This is a genomic window from Sphingomonas sp. (assembly GCF_040398505.1).
GTDB lineage: Bacteria > Pseudomonadota > Alphaproteobacteria > Sphingomonadales > Sphingomonadaceae > Sphingomonas.
Genome location: NZ_JBBATX010000170.1, coordinates 1 through 3,851, shown reverse-complemented (window position 1 = coordinate 3,851; position 3,851 = coordinate 1). Strand labels below are relative to the sequence as shown.

At 66.6% G+C, this 3,851-nt stretch carries 5 protein-coding genes, 1 tRNA gene and 1 pseudogene; 5 read left to right on the top strand and 2 right to left on the bottom strand.

Annotated features, from left to right (window positions below; all coding sequences use genetic code 11):
• A pseudogene (locus tag ABWP09_RS13935) lies at positions 1-236 on the bottom strand (pyrimidine utilization protein B); the annotation flags it as partial.
• Between the two features lie 60 nt (positions 237-296).
• On the bottom strand, positions 297-581 hold the full coding sequence (locus ABWP09_RS13930; RefSeq protein ID WP_353205724.1) for a hypothetical protein: 285 nt from the start codon (positions 579-581) through the stop codon (positions 297-299).
• Positions 582-728: 147 nt separating this feature from the next.
• On the opposite strand from ABWP09_RS13930, the gene ABWP09_RS13925 reads away from it, so the two are divergent.
• The 5 genes from ABWP09_RS13925 (at position 729) to mtnA (ending at position 3,751) form a co-directional block, all read left to right on the top strand.
• A tRNA-Gly gene (locus tag ABWP09_RS13925) sits at positions 729-802 on the top strand.
• Positions 803-819: 17 nt separating this feature from the next.
• Positions 820-1,428, top strand: coding sequence for a methylthioribulose 1-phosphate dehydratase (locus ABWP09_RS13920; protein ID WP_353205723.1), 609 nt, complete (start codon positions 820-822; stop codon positions 1,426-1,428).
• Positions 1,425-1,961: a 1,2-dihydroxy-3-keto-5-methylthiopentene dioxygenase gene (locus tag ABWP09_RS13915; protein WP_353205722.1), complete on the top strand. Its 537-nt coding sequence runs from the start codon at positions 1,425-1,427 to the stop codon at positions 1,959-1,961. The genes ABWP09_RS13920 and ABWP09_RS13915 overlap by 4 nt, the downstream gene beginning before the upstream one ends.
• The gene (gene mtnC, locus ABWP09_RS13910) at positions 1,958-2,620 is read left to right on the top strand and encodes an acireductone synthase (RefSeq protein ID WP_353205721.1); all 663 of its coding nucleotides are present in this window, start codon (positions 1,958-1,960) and stop codon (positions 2,618-2,620) included. The genes ABWP09_RS13915 and mtnC overlap by 4 nt, the downstream gene beginning before the upstream one ends.
• Positions 2,621-2,713: 93 nt before the next feature.
• Complete coding sequence (mtnA, locus tag ABWP09_RS13905; RefSeq protein WP_353205720.1) at positions 2,714-3,751, top strand: S-methyl-5-thioribose-1-phosphate isomerase; 1,038 nt, start codon at positions 2,714-2,716, stop codon at positions 3,749-3,751.
• Positions 3,752-3,851: the final 100 nt, after the last annotated feature.

Sequence of the window (3,851 nt, the reverse complement as noted above, 5' to 3'; positions counted from 1 at the left end):
GCCGCCCGCGCCGTTTCAAGCACGGTCGCGATCTTGCCGATCGTCCCCGCCGCCCCCGCAATATCGAACCCGGCGAGATCGACATAGCCGCCTGCGCTCGCATAGGCGTTCTGCATGTCGATCACGACCACCGCGGTCGTCTCGGGCGCGAGCCGCAGCGCCTCGGGCCGGGCGGGGAGCGTGATCGCCGCTGCGCCTTCGCCGCCAGGGCAGGTTACGGTCTGGTCGTCGGACATCGGCGCTCCTGCGGTGCGAAGCGCAAGTGTGGTCGGCGCAAGCGCGTTCGGCAAGTCCCGTCAGGTGCGCGATGCGCGCGCGGCGGGTTGATCCGTCACAGGCAGGCTGATGGCGGTGGCGAAGAGTATCAGCATCACCCCGCCGAACAGCTGGCCCGTGTCGACCGCACCGACAAGGCCGCCCGAGAGCAGGACCAGCCCGGCCGAGCCCATTGCCACACTCCCCGCGCGAAAAATGGCGTGGCGGTGCGGCGAGCGGCGCGCCCACGCACCGCCGAAAATTCCCACCAGCCCGAGCAACGCCAGAACCCCGGCCAGGCCGGTCATAAAATGCGCAATTGTCATCGCGATCGCTCCTTTTAAACGATAGGCACCACTGACATTTAGTCATGTACACATGACACATCAGAGTGTCAATCGGCTTCGGCTTGCGCCGCAAACCGCGGCGCGCTAGGGCTTCTTGCGTCGGTGCAAGGTTGCGCGACAGGGCGCGCGGGTGTAGTACAATGGTAGTACAGCAGCCTTCCAAGCTGAATACACGGGTTCGATTCCCGTCACCCGCTCCACCGCCGAACCCAACCCGATGACCGATTTCATAACCGCGCGCGACCAGGTCGTCGCGGTCGGGCGATGGCTCGACGGCAAGGGCTGGGCGCCGGCGACATCGGGCAATTATTCGGTGCGGCTCGACGATGGCAGCTTCGCGGTAACGGTGTCGGGGCGGCACAAGGGGCGATTGACGCCCGATGACGTCATGCGCGTCGATGCGGCGGGCGAATCGCTCGACGGCAAGAAACCCTCCGCCGAGACCGCGCTTCATCTGGCTTTGTATCGCGCGTTTCCGAACGCAGGCGCGGTGCTGCACAGCCATTCCCCCGCCGCCGTCGGGCTGAGCCGCGCCGTGACGGGGGACGGTTATACGCTCGCGGGGCACGAAATGCTCAAGGCGCTGCCCGGCATCGCAACGCACGAAACGTCGGTCATCCTGCCGATCGTCGAGAACAGCCAGGACATGGCGGTGATCGACGCAGGCATCACGCCGCGCCTGCTGGAACCGGGTGCGATCCCGGCCTATCTGATCCGCAGCCACGGCCTGTACGGCTGGGGCCGCGACATGGCCGAGGCCGAGCGCGTGATCGAGGCGATCGAGTGGATGTTTGCCGCCGAACTGGCCGAAAGGAGCTTTCGATGAGCCGCTTGCACGTCTTTGCCGAGGATAACGGCGCGAGCGCCTTGCTCGACACCAGCGACGCCGACGCGATCGCAGGAGCATTGAGCGAGATCGGCGTGGTGTTCGAACGCTGGCCGCTCAAGCCGCTCGACGCCGACAGCGACATTCTCGCGGTCTATGCCGACGAGGTCGCACGGCTGACGACACATGGCGGCTATCGCGCGATCGACGTGGCGCGGATCGCGCCCGATCATCCCGAACGCGCTGCGCTGCGCAGCAAATTCCTGTCCGAACATACCCACGCCGAGGACGAAGTGCGCTTTTTCGTCGCGGGCGAAGGGCTGTTCACGCTCCACCACGACCGCCAAGTGTTCACCATGCTGTGCTGCGCAGGCGATTTAATTTCGGTGCCTGCGGGGATGCGGCATTGGTTCGACATGGGGGCGGCCCCCAGCTTCACCGCGATCCGGCTGTTCCTGAACCCCGATGGCTGGGTCGCGGCGTTCACCGGCAGCGACATTGCGACGCGCTTTCCTCGGCTTGAGCGCGCGTGAAAGCGATCCTGACCGATATTGAAGGGACGACGTCGAGCATCGCCTTCGTCGCCGATGTGCTGTTCCCCTATGCCCGCGCGCGCCTTGCCGACTATGTCGCGGCGCATCCGGCGGAGACGGCGGCGATCCTGCAGGAGGTCGCCGCGATTGAAGCGGGCGATCCGGTCGCGACGCTGATCCGCTGGATCGACGAAGACCGCAAGGCCACGCCGCTCAAGGCGTTGCAGGGCATGATCTGGGCGGATGGCTATACGTCGGGCGCGTTTCGGGGGCATGTCTATCCCGATGCGGTAGCGGGGTTGCGGCGCTGGCAGGCGACGGGCGTGCGGCTTTACGTGTTTTCGTCGGGGTCGGTGGCGGCGCAGAAGCAGCTTTTCGGGTTTAGCGAAGCGGGGGATCTGACGCCGCTCTTCTCGGGCTATTTCGATACGAATACGGGGGCGAAGCGGGAGGCGGAGTCCTATGCGAAGATTGCCGATGCCATCGGGGAGCTGCCTGCGGACGTGCTGTTTCTGTCGGACACACCCGAGGAAGTGGCGGCGGCGCGGGAAGCGGGGATGGCGGCGCTACTGATCGACCGCGCTGGCGATGGCGGGGATATCGCAAGTTTCGATGACCTCCCCCATCTCGCTTCCCCGGCGAAGGCCGGGGCCCAGTAGCGAAAACGATTTTTTGGTGAGCACAACTCTCGGTTGATAAACCTGCGCGACTGGGCCCCGGCCTTCGCCGGGGAAGCGGGTAGAAAACAAGACATGATCCTCGAAGGCATCCATCAACGCTCGATCAAGCGCACCGCCGACGGTGCGGGCGCGTGCATCCTCGATCAGCGCGAACTGCCGTGGGCGGTCACATGGGTCGAGCTGCGCTCCGCCCGCGACGCCGAAATCGCGATCCGTGAGATGTGGACGCGCGGTGCGCCGCTGATCGGGGCGACCGCCGCTTACGGTCTCGCGATGGCGCTGGCTGAGGATGGCTCGGATGCGGCGCTTGCCGCCCAATACGCGCTGCTGCTCGATGCCCGCCCGACGGCGGTGAACCTCAAATGGGCGCTCGACAAAATCGTCGATGCCGTCCGCCCCCTCCCCGCGACCGATCGCGCTGCCGCCGCCTTCGCGCGCGCCGATGCGATTTGCGACGAGGATGTCGCGCTCAATCGCGCGATCGGCGAGCACGGCCTCGCGCTGCTGCGCGACCTCCACGCGCAGCACCCCGGGCGCCCGCTCAACATCCTGACGCATTGCAATGCCGGGTGGCTGGCGACGGTCGATTACGGCACCGCGACCGCGCCAATCTACCTCGCGCACGATGCCGGGATCCCGGTGCATGTCTGGGTCGACGAAACCCGCCCGCGCAACCAGGGCGCGTTGCTCACCGCGTTCGAACTGGCCGGGCACGGCGTGCCGCATACCGTCATCACCGACAATGCCGGCGGGCATCTGATGATGACAGGCCAAGTCGATGCGGTGATCGTCGGCACCGACCGGGTGACCGCGAACGGCGATGTCTGCAACAAGATCGGCACCTATTTGAAAGCGCTCGCCGCCAAGGATAATGGCGTACCGTTCTACGTTGCGCTGCCCTACACCACCTTCGACCCCAATACCGCGACGGGTGCCGACGTGCCGATCGAGGAGCGATCGGGCGAGGAAGTGACGCATGTTGCAGGCGAAGGCGGCCGCATTCGTGTGACCGCGTCCGCCGCCGCCAACCCCGCCTTCGACGTAACCCCGGCGCGGCTGGTGACGGGGTATCTCACCGAGCGCGGTCTGGTGGAGCGGGTAGGAGCATGACCGGGCGCCTTGCGGCACTCTCCGCCGACGCACGCTTTCGTTGGGCCGTCGCCGGGATCGTCCTGCTCGCCTTCGTGCTTCGCGTCGGCGCACGCGCGGC

Bases quoted from the DNA above. Each gene is read 5' to 3' on its own strand.
- ABWP09_RS13930 (WP_353205724.1), bottom strand. From the start codon at position 581: ATGACAATTGCGCATTTTATGACCGGCCTGGCCGGGGTTCTGGCGTTG.
- ABWP09_RS13920 (WP_353205723.1), top strand. From the start codon at position 820: ATGACCGATTTCATAACCGCGCGCGACCAGGTCGTCGCGGTCGGGCGA.
- ABWP09_RS13915 (WP_353205722.1), top strand. From the start codon at position 1,425: ATGAGCCGCTTGCACGTCTTTGCCGAGGATAACGGCGCGAGCGCCTTG.
- mtnA (WP_353205720.1), top strand. From the start codon at position 2,714: ATGATCCTCGAAGGCATCCATCAACGCTCGATCAAGCGCACCGCCGAC.